Annotated in this window: 20 protein-coding genes; 4 read left to right on the top strand and 16 right to left on the bottom strand. The window is 70.4% G+C overall.

The window, feature by feature from the left end; translation table 11 throughout:
• Positions 1–23 precede the first annotated feature (23 nt).
• The 5 genes from JYJ93_RS03690 to JYJ93_RS03670 form a co-directional block, all read right to left on the bottom strand.
• Positions 24–641 carry a DUF4276 family protein gene (locus JYJ93_RS03690; protein WP_206786604.1) on the bottom strand — a complete coding sequence of 206 codons (618 nt, stop codon included), beginning with the start codon at positions 639–641 and terminating at the stop codon, positions 24–26.
• The gene (locus JYJ93_RS03685) at positions 635–1,840 is read right to left on the bottom strand and encodes an AAA family ATPase (RefSeq protein WP_206786603.1); all 1,206 of its coding nucleotides are present in this window, start codon (positions 1,838–1,840) and stop codon (positions 635–637) included. Before JYJ93_RS03685 ends, JYJ93_RS03690 begins: the two co-directional genes overlap by 7 nt.
• A gap of 41 nt (positions 1,841–1,881) precedes the next feature.
• On the bottom strand, positions 1,882–2,763 hold the full coding sequence (locus JYJ93_RS03680) for an AAA family ATPase (protein WP_206786602.1): 882 nt from the start codon (positions 2,761–2,763) through the stop codon (positions 1,882–1,884).
• A gap of 94 nt (positions 2,764–2,857) precedes the next feature.
• Positions 2,858–5,806 carry an FAD-binding and (Fe-S)-binding domain-containing protein gene (locus JYJ93_RS03675; protein ID WP_206786600.1) on the bottom strand — a complete coding sequence of 983 codons (2,949 nt, stop codon included), beginning with the start codon at positions 5,804–5,806 and terminating at the stop codon, positions 2,858–2,860.
• Entirely contained in the window at positions 5,803–6,930 is a 1,128-nt protein-coding gene (locus JYJ93_RS03670; protein WP_206786597.1) for an enolase C-terminal domain-like protein, read from the bottom strand. The genes JYJ93_RS03675 and JYJ93_RS03670 overlap by 4 nt, the downstream gene beginning before the upstream one ends.
• Positions 6,931–7,239: 309 nt before the next feature.
• On the opposite strand from JYJ93_RS03670, the gene JYJ93_RS03665 reads away from it, so the two are divergent.
• The 4 genes from JYJ93_RS03665 (at position 7,240) to JYJ93_RS03650 (ending at position 10,408) form a co-directional block, all read left to right on the top strand.
• Complete coding sequence (locus JYJ93_RS03665) at positions 7,240–7,785, top strand: hypothetical protein (RefSeq protein ID WP_206786595.1); 546 nt, start codon at positions 7,240–7,242, stop codon at positions 7,783–7,785.
• Between the two features lie 120 nt (positions 7,786–7,905).
• Positions 7,906–9,237 (top strand): DUF2254 domain-containing protein, encoded by a 1,332-nt coding sequence (locus tag JYJ93_RS03660; protein WP_206786593.1) that lies wholly within the window; start codon positions 7,906–7,908, stop codon positions 9,235–9,237.
• 138 nt (positions 9,238–9,375) lie between these two features.
• The gene (locus JYJ93_RS03655) at positions 9,376–9,930 is read left to right on the top strand and encodes a hypothetical protein (protein ID WP_206786590.1); all 555 of its coding nucleotides are present in this window, start codon (positions 9,376–9,378) and stop codon (positions 9,928–9,930) included.
• Positions 9,931–9,934: 4 nt separating this feature from the next.
• Complete coding sequence (locus JYJ93_RS03650; RefSeq protein ID WP_206786588.1) at positions 9,935–10,408, top strand: SMI1/KNR4 family protein; 474 nt, start codon at positions 9,935–9,937, stop codon at positions 10,406–10,408.
• 3 nt (positions 10,409–10,411) lie between these two features.
• Here the strand turns inward: JYJ93_RS03650 and JYJ93_RS03645 are convergent, their stop codons facing one another.
• The 11 genes from JYJ93_RS03645 to JYJ93_RS03595 all read right to left on the bottom strand — a co-directional run bounded on the left by JYJ93_RS03645 (position 10,412) and on the right by JYJ93_RS03595 (position 23,082).
• Entirely contained in the window at positions 10,412–10,816 is a 405-nt protein-coding gene (locus tag JYJ93_RS03645) for a cytochrome C oxidase subunit IV family protein (RefSeq protein ID WP_269012904.1), read from the bottom strand.
• Positions 10,817–10,827: 11 nt separating this feature from the next.
• Positions 10,828–11,457, bottom strand: coding sequence for a cytochrome c oxidase subunit 3 family protein (locus JYJ93_RS03640; RefSeq protein WP_206786584.1), 630 nt, complete (start codon positions 11,455–11,457; stop codon positions 10,828–10,830).
• Positions 11,447–13,054 carry a cbb3-type cytochrome c oxidase subunit I gene (locus JYJ93_RS03635; RefSeq protein ID WP_206786582.1) on the bottom strand — a complete coding sequence of 536 codons (1,608 nt, stop codon included), beginning with the start codon at positions 13,052–13,054 and terminating at the stop codon, positions 11,447–11,449. The genes JYJ93_RS03640 and JYJ93_RS03635 overlap by 11 nt, the downstream gene beginning before the upstream one ends.
• Positions 13,035–14,066, bottom strand: a complete 1,032-nt coding sequence (gene coxB, locus JYJ93_RS03630; RefSeq protein ID WP_206786580.1) for a cytochrome c oxidase subunit II — start codon at positions 14,064–14,066, stop codon at positions 13,035–13,037. The genes JYJ93_RS03635 and coxB overlap by 20 nt, the downstream gene beginning before the upstream one ends.
• Positions 14,063–14,422: a hypothetical protein gene (locus tag JYJ93_RS03625; protein ID WP_206786579.1), complete on the bottom strand. Its 360-nt coding sequence runs from the start codon at positions 14,420–14,422 to the stop codon at positions 14,063–14,065. Before JYJ93_RS03625 ends, coxB begins: the two co-directional genes overlap by 4 nt.
• Positions 14,419–15,609, bottom strand: a complete 1,191-nt coding sequence (locus JYJ93_RS03620; RefSeq protein ID WP_206786578.1) for a hypothetical protein — start codon at positions 15,607–15,609, stop codon at positions 14,419–14,421. The genes JYJ93_RS03625 and JYJ93_RS03620 overlap by 4 nt, the downstream gene beginning before the upstream one ends.
• Before the next feature lie 859 nt (positions 15,610–16,468).
• Positions 16,469–17,413 carry a cytochrome c gene (locus tag JYJ93_RS03615; RefSeq protein ID WP_242543654.1) on the bottom strand — a complete coding sequence of 315 codons (945 nt, stop codon included), beginning with the start codon at positions 17,411–17,413 and terminating at the stop codon, positions 16,469–16,471.
• 14 nt (positions 17,414–17,427) lie between these two features.
• Complete coding sequence (locus JYJ93_RS03610) at positions 17,428–17,958, bottom strand: DUF3341 domain-containing protein (protein ID WP_206786577.1); 531 nt, start codon at positions 17,956–17,958, stop codon at positions 17,428–17,430.
• Positions 17,955–19,379 (bottom strand): NrfD/PsrC family molybdoenzyme membrane anchor subunit, encoded by a 1,425-nt coding sequence (nrfD, locus tag JYJ93_RS03605; RefSeq protein WP_206786576.1) that lies wholly within the window; start codon positions 19,377–19,379, stop codon positions 17,955–17,957. Before nrfD ends, JYJ93_RS03610 begins: the two co-directional genes overlap by 4 nt.
• Positions 19,376–22,444 (bottom strand): TAT-variant-translocated molybdopterin oxidoreductase, encoded by a 3,069-nt coding sequence (locus JYJ93_RS03600; RefSeq protein WP_206786575.1) that lies wholly within the window; start codon positions 22,442–22,444, stop codon positions 19,376–19,378. The genes nrfD and JYJ93_RS03600 overlap by 4 nt, the downstream gene beginning before the upstream one ends.
• Entirely contained in the window at positions 22,432–23,082 is a 651-nt protein-coding gene (locus tag JYJ93_RS03595; protein WP_206786574.1) for a cytochrome c3 family protein, read from the bottom strand. The genes JYJ93_RS03600 and JYJ93_RS03595 overlap by 13 nt, the downstream gene beginning before the upstream one ends.
• Between the last annotated feature and the right edge of the window lie 92 nt (positions 23,083–23,174).

The raw sequence follows: 23,174 nt of genomic DNA, 5'->3' as shown, positions 1-23,174 counted from the left end.
CACAGCAGTCCGGTTCCGGGGACTCAGGTCAGCAGCTTCTCGAGCACGGAGAACAACCGGTCGCAGTGCGGCGCCCGGGCGCGAACCTGCGCGGAGTCCACCTGCTTGAGCAGCTCCGAGCAGTGGCGGACCTTGTGGTACTCGCCCTTCCGCGTCCCTTGAGTCGCCTTCTTCAGCGAGGACTCCAGGGTGTCCTTGGCGATGTGCTCCACGTTGGTTGTCTTGGGCAGGCTCGCGAGCGAGAAGCCCTGACCGTAGAAACCCTGGAGGGCCTTCGGGTCGGCCATGAGCCACGCCTCGACGGTTTGGACCATCAAGTGGCAGGAGTCCGCCGAAGCCTCTCCAGGCCGCCTCCATGATGGGTCGCGGGTCGCGAGGTGCTCCCATGGAGTGCCTGTCACAGGTCCTTCGGAATCAACGAGGAGGATGTTGACCGCGGACGCATGATTCTTGAGCGCGTGCCTGAACGCATGGAATGCCTCGCCACGCGAACCGCACATGACGAAAGCCCACCGGACACGGCTCTTCTGGCCAAGTGTCACGGACGCATCGAAGAATTGCCTGAAGCCGTGGCGTAGAAGGGCCTTGCCATCCGCGGACGTTCCTCCGCCCTCGATGTAGAGCCGTATCTCCTTCACCATCGGGTTCCCCCCAACTCGCCCATCCGCCAGACCTCTCCCAGGCTGTACCGCGACAACCACTCCGACAGCTTTTCCTTCTCCAAGCGCCGCAACACCGTTCCGCCCGGCTCCTGCTCGCAGACGACGACGGATTCAGGCACCTCCGAGAGCGCGGAGATCAACGTGTCCGAATGCGTCGTCACGATGAGCTGCGTGCGCGTGCTTGCTTCAATGAGCAGGCGTCCGATCACCGGCAAGACGTCGGGATGCAACCCCAGTTCCGGCTCCTCGATGCAGAGCAGGGGCGGAGGCGTGGGGTGGCAGAGGATCGTCAACAGGCAGAGATACCGCAGGGTTCCATCGGACAAGCGTGTTGCAGGCACGGAAGCCTTCAGCCCTTCTTCCTGGAAGAACACCTGGACGGTCCCTCCCGAAATACGGACCGAGTAGTCCATCACGCGTGCGTAGAGGAGCTTCAGGTTCTCCAGCAGAACCTTCTTCATGCCCCTGGCTTCCAAGTCACTGAGGACGAGGCACAGATTGCTCGCATCCTCCAACAAGAAGTCCCCCGGCAGATCCACCCGTTGGGGAAGCCGTGGTGGCGTGTAGCGCCCTATGTTCCATTCCCGGTGCAGCGAGAAGCGGCCCAGCAACGAATTCACGTAGGTCAGCTCAGGATACACGTCCGCATCGCGCCTCTGCGAGAGGATGGACTGCACGGAGCTGACGGCCTCCCGCTGCAAGACCCTGCGTTGGCGCCCAGTCGCGGAGCCTGGCTGGGCCTCGACCTTCAAGCGGGCGTTGATGGCGGGCTTTCCGGACTGATACCGATAGAAGAAATAGGGCTGGGTCGACTTCTTCTGCGGACGCTCGTTCTCGATGACCTCGTCGACCAGTTCCAGACGTTGTCCTTCGGAAGTGAATGCCAGTTGGTAACGCAGCGGCATGACGCCTTCCGGATAGTCCAGGACGATTTCCAGGCTCGCAGTGGGCGGACCGGGTTCCGCTCCTCCCTTCCACAACCACTCCGTGACGCCTCCGCCTTCACGAATGGGCGCCAGAAGGTTGCCGGGCGCTGCCCGCAGCAGCCCCAGCGCCTCAATGAGGTTGGACTTTCCAGACGCGTTCGGCCCAATCAGGACGTTGAGCGCCTGAAGGGGGAAGGCTTCGGAGTCAGGCCCAAAGGAAAGGAGGTTCTGGAGGCGGATGCTGCGGAGCATTCCGCCACTCTACCCGGGACCTCTTCCCTCCGGGGCCTGAGCTACAGCGTGTCCAGCAGCTCGCGGCACTCGCGCCGCCAGTGGAGCGCGGTGGCGGGCACGGGGCTCACCCGCACGGAGCCGTCCGTGGGCTCTCGCGACAGGAGGCGCACTTCTTCCGGGCGCACGTGCTCCAGCAGGTCCGGCGAGTGCGTGGCCAGCACCACCTGCACCGGCTGGCCTCCCGTGGACTCGCCTCGCGTCATGGCTCGCAGCAGCTCCAGGACCTCGCGCACCAGGCCCGGGTGCAGGGCCCGCTCCGGTTCGTCCAGCGTGAGCAGCTCCGGCAACGGGCGCTGGTACGGCAGCACCAGGAACGCGAGCAGCCACAGCACTCCGTCCGACACGTAGTCCGGGCCGAACCAGACGTCCGGACTCCAGCGGTCTCGGAAGCGCAGCCGGAAGGAGCGGTCCTCCAGGTCTCGCGCCACGTCCACCTCCGACAGCGACGGCACGCGCCGGGCCAGCTCCTCCGAAATGACCTCCCGCGTGGACATGGGCAGCGCCGCGAAGACGCTCGCGAGGTTGCCGCCCTTGCGCTCCAACCACGTCGCCTTCGCGGACGAGCCTCCCTCGCGCAGCGCCTCCATGCTCAGCGACAGCTGCTGCGTGGAGTGCCCCTGGCCGGGCAGCGTGTCCATCACGCTGAACGGATACTCCACGCGCGTGCGGTCGCCGCGCGCGTACGTCCATTCGATGGAGAGCGGGCGGGACTCATCCCGCCGCCAGAAGTCCGAAGGCTCGTACGCGAGCTGGTGCTGGAGCCCCTCCAACATGGCGGTCTTCCCCGACGCCGAGGGTCCCACCAGGACGGTCAGTGGCTCCAGGGCGAGCTGAACCTGAAGCAGGCACCGGTAGTGCTCGAAGCGGACGGAGGCAATCACGGCGGGAAGCCTAACGGCCTCCCCCCAGGGGCCGTCCATGGCTCGCGTCGGACCCATGTCCCCACGCAGGGTATCCTCCACGCCCTCCAGGCGGTCAGGCCCGTCCCCGGCGCAGCGCCCTCTGAAGCACCTGCGCCAGATGCAGCGTCCCGCGCCCCGTGGCCTGGCGGATCTGCTCCCGGCAACTGAAGCCATCCGCGATGAGCAGCGTGTCATCCGGCGCCTCGCGCACCTTCGGGAGGAGGACCCGCTCCCCACAGGCCTGGGACACCGCGTACGTGTCGCGCTCGTAGCCGAACGCGCCCGCCATGCCGCAGCAGCCCGAGTCCGGCTTCTCCCAGTCCAGCCCCGTGCGGTCCAGCCACTTCCTCTCGTCGTGAAACTTCATCACCGCCTGGTGGTGGCAGTGCGCCTGCACCAGCGCCTTCCCCTCCAGCTTCGGAAGCTCGAAGTCCGGCGCCCGCTGCTGCAACAGCTCGCTCAGCACATACGTCCGCGCCGCCAGCCGCTTCGCGTCCTCGTCATGCGGGAAGAGGTTCGTCAGCTCGTCGCGGAAGACCGCCGCGCAGCTGGGCTCCAGCAGCACGAAGGGGGTGCCCGCCCGGATCTCCTCGCGGAAGCGCGTCAGCGTGTGCCGCAGCAGCGCCTTCGCCGTGTCCAGCATCCCAAAGTCGTAGAGCGGCCGGCCGCAGCAGACGAAGCCCTGGGGCACGCGCACCTCGAAGCCCGCCGCCTCCAGCACCTCCAGCGCCGCGGAGGCCGTGTCCGCGTGGAAGAAGTTGTTGAAGGTGTCCGGGAAGAGCACCACCGGGCCTCGCGGCCCCACCGCCGCGCGCCTGTTCCGCACGCGCCGCTGGAAGGGCTTCGCGTCGAAGCGGGGAATCTCCCGCGCGGGGTGCACGCCCGCGATCGCCTTCGCCAGCGTCCGCAGCCCCGGCACGTGCGTGACGAAGTTCGCCAGCCGTGGCACGCGCCCGCCCACGCGGGCCCAGAACATCACCAGGCCCAGGGCATACGCGTGCCGGGGACGCAGGCGGCCCCGGTAGTAGTGGCTGAGGAACTCCGCCTTGTACGTGGCCATGTCCACGTTCACCGGGCAGTCGGACTTGCAGCCCTTGCACGCGAGGCACAGGTCCAGCGCCTCCTTCACGTGCGGGCTCCTCCAGCCCTTCCCCACCACGTCGCCGCGCAGCATCTCGAAGAGCAGGTGCGCGCGGCCTCGCGTGGAGTGCTTCTCCTCGTGCGTCACCATGTAGCTGGGACACATGGTGCCGCCTTCGGTACGCCGGCACTTGCCCACGCCCACGCAGCGCGTGGTGGCTCGCGAGAAGCTCCCGCGGTCCTCCGGGAACTGGAAGTGCGTGCGCGGCTCGGCGGGGGCGTAGCGCGTGCCCAGGCGGAGGTTCTCGTCCAGCCGGTACGGGTCCACCACCTTGTGCGGGTTCATCCCGCCCTCCGGATCCCACAGCCGCTTGAACTCCCCGAAGGCGCGCACCAGGTCCTCTCCGAACATCTTCGGCAGCAGCTCCGCTCGGGACTGGCCGTCGCCGTGCTCGCCGGACAGCGAGCCTCCATGGCGCACCACCAGGTCCGCCGCCTCCTCTACGAAGCGGCGGTAGTGGGCTATGCCCTCGCGCGTGCGCAATTCAAAGCTGATGCGGCAGTGCAGGCAGCCCTGGCCGAAGTGGCCGTAGAGCGACGCCTGGTAGCCGAAGCGGTCCAGGAGCCCGCGGAAGTCCCGCAGGTACAGGCCCATGCGCTCCGGCGGCACCGCCGAGTCCTCCCACCCCGGCCATGCGTCCCGCTCCCCCGGGATGAACGCCGTGGCGCCCAGGCCGGACTCGCGCACCTCCCAGATGAGCGCCTCCTGCGCCTTGTCGTCATAGAGGCGCATGGAGGGTGCGTGGCCCCTCGCCACCAGCCGGTCCATCAGCGCGTGCGCCTTCGCGTCCGACTCCGCCTTGGAGTCCCCGCCGAACTCCACCAGCAGCCAGCCCTCGCCCTCCGGCAGCAGCGGCAGGTCGTCGACGTGCAGGTGCTTGCGCTTCATCCCGTCGATGAGCTTCGCGTCCATTCCCTCCAGGCCGATGGGCCCCGCGTCCACCACCTCCGGGACGTCGTCCCCGGCGCGGAACACGTCCGGGTAGCCCAGCACCAGCAGGGAGCGGGCCTTCGGCTCCGGCACCAGGTTCAGCGTGGCCTCCAGCACGGTGACGCAGGTGCCCTCGGTGCCCACCAGGGCTCGCGCGACGTGGAAGCCGTTCTCCGGGAGCAGCTCGTCCAGGTTGAAGCCGGACACGCGGCGGGGGATGCGCGGATATCTGGCGCGGATGCGGTCGGCGTAGCGGTCGCGCAGCGCCTTCATGCCCCGGTAGAGCTCGCCCACGCGACCGGGCTCGCGCATCAGGCGCTCCAGCTCCGCGTCGGACGTGCGGCCCACGCGCAGGCGCACGCCGTCGTAGGTGAGCACGTCCAGGGACTCGGTGTTGTCCGCCACGCGGCCGGCCATCTGCGCGTGCACGCCGCAGGAGTTGTTGCCCAGCATCCCGCCCAGCGTGCAGCGGTTGTGGGTGGCTGGGTCCGGACCGAAGGTGAGGCCGTGACGCTTCACGGCCTCCGTGCGGAGCACGTCCAGCACCGTGCCGGGCTGCACGCGCGCGAGCCGCCGCTCGGGGTCGAGGTGCAGCACGCGGTCCAGGTGCCGGGAGAAGTCCAGCACCACCGCCACGTTGCACGTCTGGCCGGCGAGCGCGGTGCCGCCTCCCCGGGACGTCAGGGGCGCGCCGAACCCGCGGCACAGCCGCACCGTCTCCACCACGTCCTCCACGGTGCGTGGGCACACCACGCCCAGCGGCACCTGCCGGTAGTTGGACGCGTCCGTGGCGTACAGCGCGCGCTCGCCCGCGTCGAAGCGCACGTCGCCTCGCAGCCGGCGGCGCAGCTCGCGCTCCAGGCCCGCCACGTCCACGGCCCTCCGTTCGCGTGAGGCGGCGGCACGGGGGCGGCGCACGTGGCGCAGGGTGTCCAGGAAGGTCGTTGTCATGTGGAGGTCCCCACGGCGAAGCGGGCGGCGTCCGCCCGTTTGAGCTCCAGCCCGAGTCCAGGCCGGGACAGGTCCGGCGCCATCGCGCCATCCACGGGCGGCGAGACGCCGTCGAAGAGCATCCGCTCCAGCCGCGCGTGGTCGTGGAAGTACTCCACGTGCACCAGCCGCCGCGCGGCGCAGGCCACGTGCAGGTGCAGGGCCGGAGCGCAGTGCGCGGACAGGGGGATGTGGAAGGCGTCCGCCAGCGCGTCCGCCTGGAGGAAGCCGGTGAAGCCCAGGCACCGCGTGGCGTCCGCCTGGAGCACATCCACCGCGCCGGCCTCCAGCATGCGGAGGAAGTACGGGCCGCTGTCGCCGTACTCGCCCGCGGCGACATCCAGGCCCGAGGGCCCGCCATCGCGTACGCGGCGCAGGCCGGCCAGGTCGTCGCTGGAGACGGGCTCCTCGAACCAGGACACGCCGGCCTCGCGGAAGTCGCGCGCCAACGCCAGCGCCTGCTTCACGGTGTACGCGCCATTGGCGTCCACGAAGAGGGAGGGCCCGGGCCCCAGGGCCTCGCGCACACCGCGCACGCGGGCGGGGTCGGCGTCCGCATGGGTGCCCACCTTCATCTTCACGCGAGGGATGCCCGCGTCCGCCCAGTTCGTGAGCTGCGTCTGGAGTTGCCGGTCCGTGTAGCTGGTGAAGCCGCCGCTGCCGTAGACGGGCGCGGCGGCGCGGGCGAGGCCGAACAACCGGGCGAGCGGCACGCCGAGCAGCTTCGCCTTCAGGTCCCAGAGCGAGGTGTCCACGGCGGACAGCGCTCGGGCAACGAGGCCGCGCGAGCCCGCGTTGCGCACCCGGTGCAGGAGCGACGCCATCCGCGCCGGGAGGTCCCAGGCATCCGCGCCCACGAGCAGCGGGACGAGCATGTCGCGGATCAACGCGGCGCCGGCCGCGTGCGCGTAGGTGTAGCCCAGTCCGCGCTGGCCTCCGGCCACGGGCTCCACGAGCAGCAGCGTGGTGGACGTCCAGGCGAAGGTGCCATCGGACTCCGGCTGGTCCGTGGGCACGGTGTACGCGGAGACGTCGACCCGCTCGATGGGCGCGGCGGCGCTGTCCTGGCGGGGGGAAGACGGCATCGGGCTCCTTCGGGCCCCGAGGGCCTGACGGCTTCACTGTGAAGCTAGGCGCTGGGTGCGGGATGGCAGCACGGAGGAACGTCTCGCATGCAGGCTGTCCGGGACCGCCGCCGGGCGCTCCGTGAGCACCGTCCGTCTTCGCCACGGGCGCCTGAAATGCGCCCGCGTCTCCCGCGCACAGGCAACCGTTCCTAGGTTGAAGCGGGAGCGGTCCCGAGGCGCTGAAGGCCAGGGCTCTCCCGGCCGCTCGCGGACGAGGGCCGCGAGCGGTGGCTGCGCCATGGCGTTGGACCGCTCGGGAGGATGGGCATGCGCAAGCGGAAGCGGACCCGGGCGGTGGACGCGGCGGTGGAGTCCTGGAACCTCCCGCGCGACGTCGTGCTCCCCGGAGCGCTCGCGGGGACGCTGGGCGCCTTCCTGATGGCGGTGCTCGCCTGCGCGTTCTCGGGCGTGCTGTACGGTGAGCCCTGGAGGCCCGCGCTCCTCGTGGCGGGGCTGTTCTTCCGCGATGGCACGGCCCACGGAGCCGGCGGGGTGTTGCTCGGCCTGTTCATCCACTTCGCCATGGCGGGCGGACTGGCCACGGGCTTCGCGCTCCTGCTGCCACGCCGGGGGACCGCCGTCGCGGCGCTCTGCCTCGGGGTGCTGTACGGCATGGGCCTGTGGGCCGTGATGTCCCGGCTGATGATCCCCTTCGCTTCGCCTCCACTCTCGCGCGAAGCCCCGTCCGCGATGCTGTTCCTCCTGCACATCGCCTTCGGCGCGGCGCTCGGCACGGTGCCCGCCGCGCGCGACGTCCTCACCCGCATGGATCGGCTGCGCCGGGGACTCCAGCTCCTGAAGCAAGCGGCCTGAGCGGGAGGGCCGTCAGCGCCACGCCGTCGCACGCCCCGGGCCGGCGGGATGTCTCAAGCCGCCAGGCGAGCAGCCGCTCATCGCGCGTGACGGATGCCCGGCGTGCATAACGTCTTCTCCATGAGCCAAGGAGCGGTCTCGCACGCCCTCACCCGGCTGCGCTCCACACGTCTGGCGGAGACGCTGGGCACGAGCTACTGGCTGCTCCCCGTCCTCTGCGTGGCGGCGGCCGTCGCCCTGTCCTCCGGGGCCGAGGCGCTCGACGCGCGGCTGCGGCAGACGGAGTCCGCCTGGTACCTCTTCCGCGGCGGACCGGAAGGGGCGCGATCCGTGCTCAGCACCGTGGCCTCGTCGATGATGACGTTCTCCGGCCTGGTCTTCTCCGTCACCATCCTCGTGCTCCAGCAGGCGAGCAACCAGTACTCGCCGCGCATCCTGCGCACGTTCCTGAGCGACCGGCAGAGCCAGCTCACCCTGGGCGTCTTCGTGGGCACCTTCGTCTACGCCCTGCTGACCCTGCGAAGCGTGCGGGGAACCTCCGAGGAGTTGCAGATCCAGGCCCACGTGCCATCGCTTTCGGTGTGGCTGGCGCTGGTGCTGGTGCTGCTGTCCGTGGGGGCGTTCATCTTCTTCATCCACCACGTCGCCCAGTCCATCCGCGCGGTGGTCATCCTGAGCCGCATCCGGGAGGAGACCTGCGCAACGCTGGAGCGGATGTATCCGGAAGGCGTGGGGCAGGACACGCGCGAGCCGGAGCTCCAGCGGCCGGCCGTGCCGCCCTCGCTGGTGGTGCCCCATGGGGGTGCCTCCGGCGTGCTCGTCACCGTGGACGAGGACCGGCTGCTGGCCAGCGCGAAGAAGGCCGGCGTGCTGGTGGGGCTGGTCCCGATGATGGGCGACTTCGTGCCGCACGGCGCGCCGCTCTTCGAGGTGTGGGGGGACGCCGCGAAGCTCGACGTGAAGGCCCTGGTGGACGCGGTGGGCACGGGCCCGGAGCGGACGCTCCAGCAGGACACCGCGTTTGGCTTCCGCCAGCTCGTGGACGTGGCGGAGCGGGCCCTGTCTCCCGGCATCAACGACCCCACCACGGCGGTGCAGGCCATCGACCCGCTCCACGACCTGCTGCGCCGCATGGTGCACCGGCGCTTTCCGTCCCCCTCCCGCGTGGACGACACCGGGGCGCCGCGGCTGCTCTGCCCCCGGCCGGACTGGGACACCTACGTGCGGCTCGCCGTGGATGAGATCCGCCTCTTCGGCGCGGGGGACATCCAGGTCGCGCGGCGGCTGCGCTTCCTGGTGCAGGACCTGCTGAGCGTGGCCCCACCCTTCCGGCGTGAGGAGCTGGAGCGGCAACTGCATCTGCTGGACGCCAGCGTCAACCGCTCCTTCCAGGACGCAAGCGACGCGGCCATGGCCCGCCGCCCCAGCCCCCAGGGCCACGGCCCGCGCTGAGCCCGTGGCCCTCAAGCACGTCAGAAGGCGCCGCTAGCGTGCGGCGGCATGCCAATTCCTTTCAGCAAATCTCGCGGGCGCACCTGGATCCTTCTGCTCTCTGCGTTGGTCCTTCTCGCAGCATGCGCGGAGGGCGTGATGACCGCGACGGGGGGCATCCGGAGATGGGTGGGACCGGAGGTGCGGGTCCCGGGCGGTGGCAACTTCCGCACGGTCATCTACTACGGCCCCTGGCAGTGTAGCCCCAACCTCATGAACTACTGCCGGGACAAGTGCTCAGGAGAGGGCCTCGCCCTCCAGGGCTGCATCTGGCTCGCGGACGTGAAGATGGACTTCGTGGGCGATATCGTGCGCGCCGGAAGCCGCTTCGGCATGGCGAACTGCTGCTGCAACTACCCGACGCTGAGCAAGGCCCAGAACGACTCGGCGCGGGCGAAGTGGAAGTCCATCCGCGATGGCTTCCGGGAGCGGTGGTCCGAAAAGTTCGGCGAGTGGCCTCGCGAAGCGGATGGGTCGCCATACCAGGCGCACCACGTTCGCGACCTCAAGCACGGAGGCAACCCCACCGACTGGGACAACATCATCCCCTACCCCAAGGACATTCACGAGACGCTGTTGGGGCTCTACAACCAGTGCTACGCGAGTCAGCCCCCATGGACCACCGCGGGGGGAAGCTACCCCTACGGAGAGTAGCCCCATGCCGACGATGACCGAGCTGCTGGAGGAGGTGTCACGGCACCACTTCCCCAATCCACCCGCGACGCCCGATCAACTCGAGGCGTTCGAAGCCCGGATGGGATGGCGGCTGGACCCGGACATGCGCGCGTTCTACCTGCACTGCGACGGCGCGAAGCTGTTCGACCGCATCGACCCGGACTTCCACTTCCTCCCGCTGGCCATGATTCGCCGCGCACGGACGGTCATGCTCCAGGACGACAGCGACAGGTCCGGTCCCGCGTCCTGGTACGTCGCGTGCGCACTCCACGACAGCAACTACGTCCTCGTGGACGTGGGCCAGCAAGCCGGCGGGCGCTACCCCATCATCGACGGTTACCGGGAAGCGTTCCCAGACCCGTACTACTGCACACAGATCGCCAACTCCTTCTCGGAGTTCCTTGCCGGCGCGCTCCACTCCGAAAGACGTTGGTTCTGGCTTCGGGAAGAGGACTGACCCTCACGGCTCCCGGGGCCCCGCGGGCTCCGGTGGCCTCGCGCTCCGTGGGTCCTCCATCGCGCCCGGCAGCGCCTCCACCGGGAACGGGCCCGGGGGAATCGTGGGACGGAAGCGCGTGCGCGTCTCCAGCACGCACACCGCCAGCAACACCGCCACGAACACCACCGACGTGATGAGCACCAGCCCGTTGCTCGCGCGCTGCTCTCGCAAGTGCATGTAGAAGAGGGCGATGAGCAGCCCCTTCGCTCCCGCGATGATCAGCGCCACCGGGAGCGACCACGCGCCGTGCGGCAGCTTGTGCAGCCCGTACGTCAGCGCCGTCAGCGCGAGTAGCACCGCGCCCACGATGAGCACGCCCGCCACGCCCAGCTGACGCCCCGGCTTCTCCACCGTGTCCTCGGTCACGGGCCCGCTCCTCATGACAGATACAGGATGGGATAGACGAACAACCAGATGACATCCACCAGGTGCCAGTACATGCCACCCAGCTCCACCGGCGTCGCGTACCCCGCTCCGAACGTCCCCGACGCGGACCGCACGCCCAGCACCGTCAACACGCTCACGCCCACCGTCACGTGCAGCGCGTGGAAGCCGGTCAGCAGGTAGTACAGCGTGAAGAAGAGGCTCGCCCCCACGCGCGGCACCTCCGTGAACCGGTACGCGTCCCCGGGCAGCCCGCCGTCCCTCACGTGGTGCGCGTACTCCACGCCCTTCACCACCAAGAACACGACTCCCAACAGCGCAGCCACCAGCAGCAACGCTCCGCCCAGCCCCGGCCTGTCCTCCCGCACCGCGTGCACCGCGAGCGCCACCACGATGCTGCTCGTCACCAGGATGAACGTGTTCAGCGTGCCCAACCCCACGTCCATCGTGAGCTGCGCCGCCCGGAACACCTCCGGGTACACCGAGCGATACACGCCATAGGCCGTGAACAACCCCGCGAACAGCAACACCTCCGTCGCGATGAAGACCCACATGCCCAGGTACGCCGCCTGCTTGCGCGCGTCCTCGGAACCCCAGTGCTCCGTCACGGCCTCAGGCGGCATGCGGCACCTCCTCCCGCGCGTACTCGTGCGGACCCGTGGGGTACTCGGGCGTCGTGGTGAAGTTGTGCGTGGGCGGCGGGGACGCGCTCCGCCACTCGAAGCCCTCGCTGCCCCAGGGGTTGTCTCCCGCGACCGCGCCATGGCGGAGGCTCCACGCCAGATACCCCGCGATGGCCAGGAACCCGAACGCCAGCAGGGACGCGCCCGCCGTGGACGCCACGTGCAGTGACTGGAAGTGCGGCGGATAGTCCGCGTACCGCCGGGGCATCCCCAGGTTCCCCAGCAGGAACTGCGGCACGAACGTGGCGATGAAGCCGAAGATGATCAACACCGCTGCGCCGTTGGCCAGCTTCGTGGGGAAGCACCTGCCGAACATCTTCGGGAACCAGTAGTGCAGCGCCGCCAGGAACGCCATCACCGTCGCCCCCACCATGATGAAGTGGAAGTGCGCCACCACCGAGTACGTGTCGTGCCAGTGCAGGTTCAACGACGTGGTCGCGTACGCCACGCCAATCATCCCCCCGAAGAAGAGGAAGAACATGAACCCCAGCGTGTAGATGAGCGGCGACTCGATGGCGATGGAGCCCCGGTAGAGCGTGCCCAGCCAGGAGAAGATTTTGATCGCCGTGAAGATGGCCACCAGCATCGACATGGCGCCGAACGCGCCCGAGCCGAAGGTGGACTGGCCGGACGCGAACATGTGGTGGCCCCAGGTGAAGAACCCCACGAACGCGATGCCCAGCGTGGAATACACAATCATCCGGTAGCTGAAGGCGTTCTTGCGGCTGAAGGCGGACACCGCCTCGCTGATGACGCCCATGGACGGCAGCACCATGATGTAGACGGCCGGGTGGCTGTAGAACCAGAACAGGTGCTGGAAGAGGATGGGGTCTCCCCCGCGCGCGGGGTCGAAGATGCCCGCGCCCACCACCCGCTCCAGCGCCACCAGCAGCAGCACCATGCCCAGCACCGGCGTGGCCAGCACCTGGATGATGGACGTGCCGTAGATGGCCCAGACGAACAGCGGCACCTTCATCCACGTGAGGCCCGGCGCCCTCAGCGTGTGCACCGTGGCGATGAAGTTGAGCCCGGTGAGGATGGTGGAGAACCCGATGATGAACACGCCCATCAGCACCGGCAGCACCGCCGTGCCCGTGGTCGTGCTGTAGGGCGTGTAGAAGGTCCAGCCCGTGTCCGCGCCGCCCTCGAACATGCCCCACAGCGCGACGCTGGCGCCCAGCACGTAGAGGTACACGGACGCCAGGTTGAGCCGGGGGAAGGCCACGTCCCGGGCGCCAATCATCAGCGGCACCAGGAAGTTGCCGAAGGCGGACGGGATGGCCGGAATCATGAACAGCCACACCATGGTGACGCCGTGGAGCGTGAACATCCGGTTGTACGCCAGGTGGCCCATCACGGTGCGGCCGGGCGTGAGCAGTTCGATGCGCAGCGCCAGCGCGAACAGGCCACCCAGCAAGAAGAAGAAGAGCGTCAGCCCCAGGAACATCACCCCGATGCGCTTGTGGTCGTGCGTCGTGAGCCACGACCACACGGTGCGCCCGTCCGACAGGTAGGACTCAGCGGCCGGTGGGAACATAGACGGGCTCCTCGGCCGCGGTGACTCCCGGGCGCAGGGGACGCAGGGACTTGATGAACTCCACGAGCGCGCCGGTGTCCTCCGCGCTCAACCGGCTGTGATAGCCGGGCATCACGGGCGCGTAGCCGGCCACGACCTTCGCCAGCGGATCCATCATGGACTCGGTGAGGTACGCCTCGTCCGCGAGCACGGCGCCGCCGCCCTCGAGCGGCTCCGTCCTGCCATAGAGCCCCAGCCACGTGGGGCCGATGTGCGGCGCGCCCGTCACGGTGTGGCATTGCAGGCACCCCTGCGCGGCGGCGACGCGTTCGCCTCGGACGGCCATGGACTCCGGGGTGCGGGCGCCGGGCAGCGCGGCCACGGGCAGGTTGCGGCGCTGCGCGTCCCGCCACGCCTCGAAGTCCGAGGGCGAGAGCACCACCACCTCCCCGCGCATTTGCGAGTGGTCCAGCCCGCAGTACTCCGCGCACAGCACCTGATGGCGTCCGGGCTTCGGCGCTTCGAACCAGAGGTCGGTGTAGCGGCCGGGGATCGCGTCCCGCTTCATGCGGAAGTCCGGCACGTAGAAGGAATGGATGACGTCCCTCGAAGTGAGGAGCAGCCGCACGGGCCGGCCCGCAGGCACCACCAGCGTGTCGATGGCGCTCGGCCCCCCGGGATAGGTGAACTTCCACATCCACTGCTTGGCGGTGACGTACACGTCCAGCGAGTCCTGGGGCGGGCTCATCACCCAGACGAACTGTTTGAAGCCCAGGACGAACCAGAGCAGGAACAGCGACAGCGGCACGCCGATGAACAGCGCCTCCATCCACGGAGCCGCCACCACGCGCGGCGTGGGGTCGGACGCCGTGCGCCGGCGGTAGCGCACGAGGAAGAACAGGCCGACGGCGCCAATGCCCACCGCCACCGCGAACGTGGTGAGGAGCAGGACGTAGTGCAGGTGGTCCACCTTCACCGCGAAGGTGGAGCCCTGCTCCGGGAGGAAGAAGAGGCGGCGCAGCAGCTCGTTCATCGCGCGCCCCCTTCACCTTCGGAGAGCAGTTGCCGCATGGCCGCGTCGATGGGCTGGTGGATGACGCCCGCGTCCGCGTCCACCCAGCCGTAGCCGTCCAGCCGCTCGCGTTGCCGCGCCTTCAGTTCGTCCGCTCTCCGGTCCAGCGAGAAGGGAGGCTGGTCGAGCATGCCGATCTGCTGGGTGCCCGGAGGCGGGGGGAGGGGACTCTCGGTTCCGGGACGCCAGAGGACCCACAGGGCCCACGCCGCGACACTGGCCGCCGCGAGCAGCGCCAGCGCCACGGCCCCGACGCGCAGCAGCCACGCGGTGGGCAGCTTCTCCAGCTCCGGAGGCGGTGGACGGGCTTCGCTCATGGCGGGCGCACCTGGAGCGAGTGGACGAGATACGGATCCGCCACGGGCACGGGGTAGCCGCCGCGTGAGCGCCAGAGGGCCGCCGCCACGGACAGCCCGCCCACGCCCAGCCACGCGGTGAGCGCCGTCCAGGGGATGACGACGCGCTCCGGGGAGAGCGAGGGGAACAGCAGCCACGCGACATCCACGGCGTGCATCGCGAGCATCCACAGCGCCACGGCCCCCAGCACCCGCGGGCGCGACTTGAGCTCGCGCGACAACAGGAGCGCGAAGGGGATGACGAAGTGGCCCAGCACCAGCACGAGCGACAGCACGCCCCAGCCGTCCTCCAGGCGGACGCGGTACCAGCTCACCTCCTCCGGCAGGGCGGCGACCCACATGAGCATGAACTGCGAATAGGCGATGTAGGCCCAGAAGCAGATGAAGGCGAACATCAGCGTGCCCAGCCGGTGGTAGTGGCCCGGGGACATCAAGCTGCCGAAGTGCTGCGTGCCGCGCGTGGCCGCGCCCGCGATGATCATCAAGGCCAGCGCGCCCACGAACGCGCCGGAGAAGACGTGGACGGCGTAGACGGTGGACTGCCACGTCGCCTCCAGCGACATCATCCAGTCCAGCGTCATGAAGGAGAACGTGAGGCCCAGCGCGGGCAGCGAGCCTCCGCCCAGCCGCCGCTGCCACACCGTCCAGCGCAGGTCCCCCGTCGCGTCCTGGCGCACGGACCAGCGGTACAGCAGGTGGCCCACCAGCCCCCAGGTGACGAAGTACAGCGCCGCGCGCACCAGGAAGAAGGGCACGTTGTTGTAGAGCCGCCGGTGGTCGAGCACCTGCAGCGTGTGCTCGCCCAGGTCCGCGGCCGGCGCGACCCAGGGATACAGGTGCCGCATTCCCAGCGCGAGGGGCACGAACAGCACGAGGAACAGCGGCGCGGTGGCGGCGCAAACCTCCAGCGCGCGGCGCAGCACCACGGGCCAGCGCGCCTTCGACGCATGGAAGGAGGCGAGCAGCAGCAGCGCGCCCAGGCACAGGCCCAGCCAGTAGGTGAAGCCGAAGAGGTAGCCCGCGAGGGCCTGACGCACATCGAGGAAGGCGCCGACAGCGGTGGCGGCAAGCCCCACGACGCCGAGCACGGCGCTGATGCCCAGCGCCCGCTGTCCGCCCTCGAAGCGTGGGAGCACGGGAGAGGTCATCGCGCGCCAACCTCCTGGCCGGGCCAGGTCCGGACGGTGGCGCACGCGAAGGACGGGAACGCCAGGCCATCGGCCAGGGAGTTCGTCCCCCTGGGTGAAAAGGCGGGCTTCCGGCTGGACCGCCCCGTCGGCGGCGCAGGCCGAAAACCTGTCCGACTGTCGGACAGGTTCTGATGGCCGAACCCCACAGGGGCTACATCCGCCGAACCGCGGAAGCTTGTCCGGCTGTCGGACAGGTTTGGGCTGTCATGCCGGACGGAGGCTGCGCAAACCGGGCCGGGGAACCTCGTCCGACTGTCGGACAGGTTTGGGCCGCCGTGCCGGACTCGGGCTCTGCCGCACAGAGTTCGGAAACCTGTCCGACTGTCCAACGGGTTTGGGCTGCAATGCCGGACTCGGGCTCTGCCGCCCGGAGTTCGGAAGCCTGTCCGACTGTCCGACAGGTTTGGGCTGCAATGCCGGACGCGGACTCTGCCGCCCGGAGTTCGGAAACCTGTCCGACTGTCCGACAGGTTTGGATGCCCGTGTTCGACGGAAGCTGCCGATCCACCCGGGCCGCGGAAACCTGTCCGACTGTCCGACAGGTCGGACCGGAGTGACCGTGCCACCCGGATCGCGCAAACCTGTCCGACTGTCCGACAGGTTTGGATGGCTGCGGCTTCGGGGGCTGCCGTTCCATCCGGACCTCGGAGACCTGTCCGACTGTCCGACAGGTTTGGACAGCCGCGGTCGCGGGGGCTGCCGTTCCATCCGGACCTCGGAGACCTGTCCGACTGTCCGACAGGTTTGGACAGCCGTGTCGGATGGGGGGTGTACAGAATGGGGGTCCAGGGACCCAGCGCAATGGGAGTCGGAGGCGTCATCGTGCTCCAACCTCCTTGAGCAGCCGTGCCTGCACGTCGGGCGGCGCGGCGGTGAGCGGGGCTCTCTGGCTGCGGCCCAGGGCTCGCAGGTACGCGACCACGGCCCAGCGTTCATGGGGCGTGAGCTGTGGGCCGTACGCGGGCATCACGCCGAAGCCGTGGGAGATGACCGCGAAGTAGAAGCCCGGCGGGTGCGGCAATTCTCCCGTCGTGGAGGGCTCGTTGAGCCGCCCTTCCATCGCGAGGCCTCGGGGCCCCACGAGCGCCACCTGCCGGGCCCGTGCCGCTTCCGCGTCGCTCACCGGCGCTTGCTGCGCAGCCCGCCCACCATCTGCCCGTGGCGAGCTGCCCGGCAGCGACTTCGGGTCCTCGTGGGACGACGCCCATGCCCGGGGCCAGCCCGCATCGCTCGTCCAGGCGACCGGGGCTTCGGGCCGCCCCGCATCGGCCGTGTCCCTCACGGCCCCCCACCCGTCCACCCGCTGGGGCAGTGGGAATGCTTCCGGTCCCACCCTGGCGGTCACTGCCTGCGTTCCGGTGTACGGGGCTTCGCCCTCCGCGACGCCGTAGACCACCTGCTTCGCATGGTCGTGCGGCACGAACAGCCCGGGCGGCCGGCGCTGCGGCATCTTCCTGGCCACGATGGCGTCCCCGTCTCCCGTCAGCCCGTGACACACCGCGCACCAGGTCTCATAGGCCGTGCGCCCCTCCTCCAGCAGCTGCCGGGTCAACGGCACCGGCACGGCCTGAAGCCAGCCCCCCTCCGCCGTGAGGCCCTGCGTCTCCCCACGCGTGCGCCACTCCTGCGCCACCGTCCCCGGCACCAGGGGACGCATGGCCCGGCCGTCCTCGAAGAACGCGCTCGCCCTAAACGCCTCCGCTCGCGGCTGGGACGCCATCGGATCCGTGTCGTCGCACGCGGCCATCCCGAGCAGCGCCATGAGCGCCCAGCCCCTCATCGCGCCCCCTCCGCCACCACCGACACCTGCCGCGCGCCCAGCTCGCGCAGCGCCGCCTCCACCTTCGACGCGTCCTCGTCGTCCACCACCACGCTCGCCCAGAAGCCGTCCACGGACGCGCTGCGGAAGGACTCCACGTCGAACACCGGGTGCGTCACGTGCGGGAAGCCGAAGAGCAGCATCAGCGCGCCGACGACCATCAGCGCCGCGCTCAACACACCCAGCTCGAACGTGATGGGCAGGTTCGTGGGCACGCTGTGCAGCGGCCGGCCTCCCACGTCCAACGGATAGTCCACCGCGTTCGTGAACCACTGGGTCACGTACGCGAACACCGCTCCTCCCAGCCCCGCCCCCAGGGTCAGCATCGGCAACCACGAGCGCTTCAGCCCCAGCGCCTCGAACGTCTCCTCCACCGGGAACGGCGTGTGCGCGTCCAGCGGCGCGAAGCCCCTCGCCCGCAGGTCCTTCAGCGCGGCCACCAGCGCGTCGCTGGACGCGAACTCCCCCAGCACCCAGTGGCGGCTCATGGCGCACCGCCTGGCGGAGGGCCCTGCTCGCGCCGGAACTGGAGCGACGCGTCCACCTCACGCTGGAGCTCCTTCATCTCGCTCACGGACACGGCCGGCACGAACTTGAGGAACAGCAGGAACGCCGTGCCGAAGAACGCCACCGTGCCGCCCAGCAGGCTCCAGTCCACCCACGTGGGCCGGTACGCCGCCCAGGACGACGGCAGGAAGTCCATGCTCAGCGACGCCACCACGATGAGGAAGCGCTCCGTCCACATCCCCACGTTGATGAGCAGCGCCGCCACCCACAGCACCGCCACGTTCGTGCGCAGCCGGGAGAACCAGAACAGCTGCGGCACCCCCACGTTGCAGAACACCTGCATCCAGAACAGCGGCGCGTACGGCCCGGAGAACTCGGCCTCCGTGGCGTGCATCTCGAAGGGGTTCGCGCTGAACCAGGCGAAGAAGTGCTCCTGGATGTAGCCGTAGGCCACCATCCAGCCCGTGGCCAGCAGCACCTTCGCCATGTTGTCCAGGTGCAGCGGCGTCACCACGTGCTCGATGCCCAGCGCCTTGCGCGCCGGAATCAACAGCGTGAGCACCAGCGCGAAGCCGCTGAACACCGCGCCCGCGACGAAGTACGGCGGGAAGATGGTCGTGTGCCAGCCCGGCAGCTGCGCCACCGCGAAGTCGAAGGACACGATGGTGTGCACGCTCACCACCAGCGGCGTGGCCAGCCCCGCCAGCAGCAGGTAGCCCGTGCGCCACTGCCGCCAGTGCCGCGCCGAGCCCCGCCACCCCAGGCTCGCCAGCCCGTACCAGAAGCGCGCCCGGGGCGTCCTCGCTGTATCGCGCGCCGTGGCCAGGTCCGGAATGAGCCCCACGAACCAGAACAGCAGCGACACCGTGAGGTACGTCCCCACCGCCGCGATGTCCCACGTCAGCGGCGAGCGGAACTGCGGCCACGCCCGCAGGCTGCTGGGATACGGCACCAGCCAGTAGAACTTCCACGGCCGCCCCAGGTGCAGCAGCGGGAAGAGCCCCGCGCACGTCACCGCGAAGAGCGTCATGGCCTCCGCGAAGCGGTTGATGGAGCCGCGCCACTTCTCCTGGAACAGCAGCAGGATGGCGCTGATGAGCGTCCCCGCGTGGCCAATCCCAATCCACCACACGAAGTTGGTGATGCCGAACGCCCACGCCACCGGGATGTTGTTGCCCCACGTCCCCACGCCCACGAAGAGCGTGACCCCCACCGCCACCGCCAGCACCGCGGTCCCCGCCAGCCCCAGCCCCAGGAGCGCCCACCAGGTCCGGCCCGCGGGGCGGTGCACGAAGGCCAGCAGCGACTCGCTGTAGGCCCGGTCGGAGTGGCGCCCCTCCAGCAGCGGATGCTCGGTGAGCGGATCCCCGGGCGCGGGCACCTGCGGGTCGGCCGTGCTCATGCGCCTCCCTCCGGCGCCGGGTTCTTCAGGCGGACCAGGTGCACCGTGCGCGGCCGGGTGCCCAGCGTGTTGAGCAGCTTGTAGTGCCTCGGGTCCTCGTGCTCGCGGCGCACGCGCGACTCCGGCGCGAGCAGGTCCCCGAAGGTGATGGCCTCCGTGGGACAGGCCTGCTGGCAGGCGGTGCGGACCTCGCCGTCACGCACGTCCCGTTGCGCCGCGCGCGCGACGGTGCGGGCCCGTTCGATGCGCTGCACGCAGTACGTGCACTTCTCCATCACCCCGCGCGAGCGCACCGTCACGTCCGGGTTCTGGCGCAGCCGCGCGAGGGGCTCCCGCCGCTGGTACTCCAGGTAGTTGAAGCGGCGGACCTTGTAGGGGCAGTTGTTGGAGCAGTACCGCGTGCCGATGCAGCGGTTGTAGACCATCTGGTTGAGGCCCTCGTCCGAGTGGACGGTGGCGTTCACCGGGCACACGTATTCACAGGGCGCGGCCTCGCAGTGCACGCACGCCACGGGCTGGGTGATGAAGCCCGGGTCGTCCGGGTCGCCCAGGAAGTACCGGTCGATTCGCAGCCAGTGCATCTCCCGGCTGCGCAGCACCCCGTCGCGCCCCACCACCGGCACGTTGTTCTCCGACTGGCAGGCCACCATGCACGCGCTGCACCCCGTGCACCGGTGCAGGTCGATGGCCATGGCCCACTGGTGGCGGTCGCTCTTCAAGAGCGTGTTGGGCGGGTAGAGCCGCTCACCGTCCTCCTGGAGCGAGCGGAGCGCCTGGGGCTTCGCGCGGAAGGACGCCTGCGGGAGCTGGAGCGCCAGCTGGCGGCCCTCCATGCTCCAGTGTTCCTGCGTGAGCGCCAGCGCGTGATGGCGGCCCGTGCGGGCGAGGCTCACGGTGGTGCCGCCCCACGGCCAGTATGGGATCCGCAGCGCGTTCGCGTTGACGCCCACGCCCTGGCCCACGGGCCCGACGCGCTCGCGGCCGTGGCCCAGCGCCAGCGTCACCGTGTCGTCCGGCTGACCGGGCAGCACCAGCACGGGCACCTCCACCGCCTGGCTCAGCAGCTCGATGCGCGCGACGTCGCCCTTCTCCAGCGACAGGGCCCTCGCGGTGGCCGGGGAGAGCAGCGCCGCGTTGTCCCAGGTGAGCTTCGTCACCGGGTCGGGCAGCTCCTGGAGCCACGCGTTGCCCGCGAAGCGGCCGTCGTACAGCCGCGAGTCCAGCACCAGGGACAGCTCCAGGCCCTCGGGGGCTTCCCGCAGGTGGCTGGCGCGGGCCTCTGCCCGGCGGTCCGGCATCGCCCCGATGGGCCGGGAGAACTCCAACCCCGCGACCTCCCGCGCGTCGCGAATCACCTCGGCTTCGTTCAGCACGGCCCGCGCGGGCGGGGCCTGGGTCTCCGGGATGACGCCGTCCGCGAGCCACGTCTCCCAGCGCGCCTCGAAGTCCGGCGGTGAGCCCGCGCGTTCCCGCCACAGGGACTTGAGCAGCTCGTAGGGGCTGCGCGACTCCACGCCCGCGAAGACGGACAGGAGCTCCACCTCGGAGACCGCTCCAGGGAACAGGGGCGCGATGAGCGGTTGCAGCACGGACGCGGTGCCGTCGGGTGCGCGGCCGTCGCGCCAGGACTCGAAGGGGTGCGTCCCGGGAACGAAGGAGGGACAGAGCGCCGCCGTCTCGTCCTCGTGGAGGCCGTGGTACAGGCGGAAGGGGACGCGCTCCAGGTGGCGCGCGAAGTCCGCTTCCACCATCGCCGTCCAGGCCGGGTTCCACGCCGTGATGATCAGCGTGTCCACCCGCCCCCCGCGCATCTCTCCCAGAAGCGAGGTCAGCGCCTCCGGGCCTCCGTCCGGGAGCGCCACGGGTTCGAGCAGCCGGGGCGTGTTGCCCAGCGCCTCGTCCATCGCGAACGCCAGCTCATGCACCAGCGGCGGCTGGCGCGGGCCCACCGTCACCCGCCCCTGCCCCCGGTGCGCGAGCAGGTCCCTCGCCGCGCCGCGCACCCAGGCGCGCTGCGCCTCCGTGAGCGCGGTCGGTGGGACGCGCAGGCTCGCGAGCCCCGAGGCCAACGTGCTCCCGTCCCCTCCGTTCCCCACCGCCTCCGCCAGCGCGAGCATCAGCGCGACGCCCTGCGACGGCCGCATCCGCAGCCGTTCGTCGGCGAAGCCGCCCGTGATGCTCAGCGTGCTCTCCGCCACCCACAGCCGGTTCATCGCGTCCGGCTTCCGCGCGTTCACGAAGTCCCGCGCCGCGCGCAGGTGCCCGGGGTGCGTGGTCGCGAGGAAGTCGTCGTCCACCGCCACCACCACCGCGCGCCCCACGTCGTGCACCACGTCCAGCACCCTGCCGTATGCCAGCCGCGTGCCCTCGCGGCGCCCGTCCGCCAGGGCCACGCCGCAGGGGATGATGCGCGCGGACGGGAAGCGCTCCTGGATGCGCGCGTACAGCGCCTGCACCAGCGGGCTGCTCGTGGGCTCCACCAGGAAGCGCAGCCCCGCGCCCTGGTCTTCGCGCCCGGCGTGCTTTCGCAGGGCATCCCGCACGGTGCTCCACGCGGCCTCCACGCCTTGCAGCCGCGCGGCCTTCGCTCTCGCGGGGTCGTAGAGCCCCAGCAGCGACGCCTGCTCGAAGATGCCCGCCGCGCCCAGGCTCGCCGGATGCAACGGGTTGCCCTCCACCTTCGTGGGCCGCCCCTCGTGGCTCTCCACCACCAGCCCCACCGTGCGCCCGCTCCACTCCAGCCCCGTGGCGAAGTGCAGCGGCACACCGGGCGTCAGCCCCTCTGGCGGCGTCGAATACGGGAGGATCTTCTCCGGCGGCTGACGGAAGCACCCGCTGAAACCCGCGGCCGCCAGTGACGCCGCCGCGGCTTGCAGGAAGGTGCGCCGCGCCACGCCCTCGGGCGGGAGCATCGCGCCGGGAGGATGTTCGCGTGACAGGGCTTCACGTCCGGGCCCTCCCGCGTGCCACTCCTCCAGGCTGCGCCACGCGCGCACCGGCTCCGTCCCGTCAGCGCCGGGCGTGTCGAGGGCCTCCGTCCGTGCGGGGTCGGTCAGAAGTGGCATGTGTTGCAATCCGTCCTCGGGTTCACGTCGAGCGCGGCCTGCACCGCGCGGCCCGTCTCCCTCGGGTCTCCTTGGGGACGCCACGTGAGGTTCGCGACCTCGGACACGGGTCGCAGCCACGGCGTCGGGTCGCGGTGACAGTCCAGGCACCAGCCCATGGTGAGCGGCGCCACCTGCTGCACCGCCGGCATGGTGTCCACGCGGCCGTGGCAGGTGACGCAGCCCACGCCCTTGTTCACGTGGATTTGATGGCTGAACCAGACGTAGTCCGGCAGCGCGTGCACCCGGTTCCACGGCAGCGGCGCGCCGTCGAAGCCGCTGGCGCGCACCGGCTCCAGCCGGGCGCTCTCGTTCCACACCTGCGCGTGGCACCCCAGGCAGCGCTGCGTGGGCGGCACTCCCGCCACCGGTGAGCGCCACGCGCCCTCATGGCAGTAGCCGCAGGGGATGCCCTCGTCGCCCACGTGGTGGCGGTGGTCGAAGGGAAGGGGCTGCTCATGAGGCGTGAACGAGCCCCGCCCCAGCGGGTTGCGCGCGAGCAACAGCAGGCCCGCCAGCGCCACCGCGGGCACACCCAGGGCCAGGGCGATGAACGCCCGCAGCACCGAGTCGGTCCCCGGGCGGAACAGCGGAGCCATGGCCCCCCTTCCAACGTGGAAGCCTCCGCGGGCCTGGTCGCCAGAGGCGGCGCGACTGTGGGCGCGGCCTCGCGGCAATCACCAGCCTCCCG

This window comes from Corallococcus sp. NCSPR001, assembly GCF_017309135.1.
In the GTDB taxonomy this organism is placed as follows: domain Bacteria; phylum Myxococcota; class Myxococcia; order Myxococcales; family Myxococcaceae; genus Corallococcus.
This window is presented reverse-complemented; position numbering and strand designations above follow the sequence as displayed.

What these genes read in the sequence shown, in the direction of transcription:
- JYJ93_RS03635 (WP_206786582.1), bottom strand. Translation starts at nt 13,054, where the DNA reads ATGTTCCCACCGGCCGCTGAGTCCTACCTGTCGGACGGGCGCACCGTG.
- coxB (WP_206786580.1), bottom strand. Translation starts at nt 14,066, where the DNA reads ATGAACGAGCTGCTGCGCCGCCTCTTCTTCCTCCCGGAGCAGGGCTCC.
- JYJ93_RS03640 (WP_206786584.1), bottom strand. Translation starts at nt 11,457, where the DNA reads ATGCCGCCTGAGGCCGTGACGGAGCACTGGGGTTCCGAGGACGCGCGC.
- JYJ93_RS03690 (WP_206786604.1), bottom strand. Translation starts at nt 641, where the DNA reads ATGGTGAAGGAGATACGGCTCTACATCGAGGGCGGAGGAACGTCCGCG.
- JYJ93_RS03615 (WP_242543654.1), bottom strand. Translation starts at nt 17,413, where the DNA reads ATGGCGCTGCTCGGGATGGCCGCGTGCGACGACACGGATCCGATGGCG.
- JYJ93_RS03685 (WP_206786603.1), bottom strand. Translation starts at nt 1,840, where the DNA reads ATGCTCCGCAGCATCCGCCTCCAGAACCTCCTTTCCTTTGGGCCTGAC.
- JYJ93_RS03665 (WP_206786595.1), top strand. Translation starts at nt 7,240, where the DNA reads ATGCGCAAGCGGAAGCGGACCCGGGCGGTGGACGCGGCGGTGGAGTCC.
- JYJ93_RS03650 (WP_206786588.1), top strand. Translation starts at nt 9,935, where the DNA reads ATGCCGACGATGACCGAGCTGCTGGAGGAGGTGTCACGGCACCACTTC.
- JYJ93_RS03625 (WP_206786579.1), bottom strand. Translation starts at nt 14,422, where the DNA reads ATGAGCGAAGCCCGTCCACCGCCTCCGGAGCTGGAGAAGCTGCCCACC.
- JYJ93_RS03660 (WP_206786593.1), top strand. Translation starts at nt 7,906, where the DNA reads ATGAGCCAAGGAGCGGTCTCGCACGCCCTCACCCGGCTGCGCTCCACA.
- JYJ93_RS03655 (WP_206786590.1), top strand. Translation starts at nt 9,376, where the DNA reads ATGACCGCGACGGGGGGCATCCGGAGATGGGTGGGACCGGAGGTGCGG.
- JYJ93_RS03610 (WP_206786577.1), bottom strand. Translation starts at nt 17,958, where the DNA reads ATGAGCCGCCACTGGGTGCTGGGGGAGTTCGCGTCCAGCGACGCGCTG.
- JYJ93_RS03595 (WP_206786574.1), bottom strand. Translation starts at nt 23,082, where the DNA reads ATGGCTCCGCTGTTCCGCCCGGGGACCGACTCGGTGCTGCGGGCGTTC.
- JYJ93_RS03600 (WP_206786575.1), bottom strand. Translation starts at nt 22,444, where the DNA reads ATGCCACTTCTGACCGACCCCGCACGGACGGAGGCCCTCGACACGCCC.
- JYJ93_RS03620 (WP_206786578.1), bottom strand. Translation starts at nt 15,609, where the DNA reads ATGACCTCTCCCGTGCTCCCACGCTTCGAGGGCGGACAGCGGGCGCTG.
- nrfD (WP_206786576.1), bottom strand. Translation starts at nt 19,379, where the DNA reads ATGAGCACGGCCGACCCGCAGGTGCCCGCGCCCGGGGATCCGCTCACC.
- JYJ93_RS03675 (WP_206786600.1), bottom strand. Translation starts at nt 5,806, where the DNA reads ATGACAACGACCTTCCTGGACACCCTGCGCCACGTGCGCCGCCCCCGT.
- JYJ93_RS03670 (WP_206786597.1), bottom strand. Translation starts at nt 6,930, where the DNA reads ATGCCGTCTTCCCCCCGCCAGGACAGCGCCGCCGCGCCCATCGAGCGG.